Genomic DNA, 1,079 nt, shown 5'->3' on the forward strand with positions numbered 1-1,079 from the left:
TCGTGAAGGAGGTGCCGCTGAGCGACTGCCCCTGCAAGATGGAAAACCATACTTCGACCTGATTGAGCCATGACGCACTTGTCGGCGTGAAATGAAATTGCACGTTGGGGTGGGCCTTGAGCCAGTCCTCGTTCTTTTTATGGGTGTTGAGGTTGTCGAGGATGACGTGAAGCTTGCGGTTCGGAAAAGCCGCGGTGACGCTGTTCATGAAATCGAGAAACTCGACGCGGCGCCGGCGTTTTGAATGGGTCGCGATGATCTTTCCGGTGGCGACTTCGAGCGCCGCAAACAATGTTGTGGTGCCATGCCGCTTGTAATCGTGGCTTTGGCCGGTCAAGGCGCGGCCATTGGGCAACTTCAGATAACCCTGCGCTCGCTCCAAAGCCTGGATCGAGGGCTTCTCGTCCACGCACAGCACAATGGCCTTCGCCGGCGGCGCGACATAGAGGCCGACAACATCGGCGGCTTTGGCCGTAAAGTTCGGGTCGTTGCTCTCGCACCAGGACTTGCGAGCCACCAGGTCAATCTTGTGGCTGCGCAGGAACCGCCAGACATATTGGACATCGACATCGCCCAGCGCCTCGGCCAGCAGGGGGCCGGTCCAGCGCGCAAACCCTTGCGGTGGCGGCTTATCCAGCAGCTTCAGAATCCGCTTGTCGGTCGTCTTCGTATAGATCGGCTGCTTGCCAGGCCGCGGCTTGTCTTGCAGCCCTTCAAGGCCATGGTCGGCATAGCGATGCCGCCAAAGGCTGACAATCCGCGGCTGGACCCCAACTTCCTTGGCGATCGACCGGGTGCTGCGCCCATCCGCCGCCAACAGAACTATCCGCGCCCGCTTCAAATCGCGCTGCAACGTCACCGGTGAGCGACAGCACGCCTCAAGCACCTTGCGATCTTTCCTCGAAAGGTGGACTTCTCTTGCTTCGGGTATCATCCCGACCTTGAATCACGAGGAGGTCCGGGCGCTCAGCCGACAGGTCGGCTTTACCCCCAACTCCAGACAAACCGCTGCATCGGACTAACTGACGCGATGTGTGGACGGCTCCGGGTTGGCAAGGAGAATCTTCACTTTGCAGCAT

1 protein-coding gene is annotated in these 1,079 nt (G+C 59.7%); it reads right to left on the minus strand.

Annotated elements, in window-relative coordinates:
* A partial coding sequence (locus JQ604_RS41365) for an IS630-like element ISRj1 family transposase (protein WP_212366527.1) occupies positions 1-934 on the minus strand: 934 nt, incomplete at its 3' end.
* Between the last annotated feature and the right edge of the window lie 145 nt (positions 935-1,079).

Origin of the sequence: Bradyrhizobium jicamae (genome assembly GCF_018130695.1) — a bacterium.
In the GTDB taxonomy this organism is placed as follows: Bacteria; Pseudomonadota; Alphaproteobacteria; order Rhizobiales; family Xanthobacteraceae; genus Bradyrhizobium; species Bradyrhizobium jicamae_B.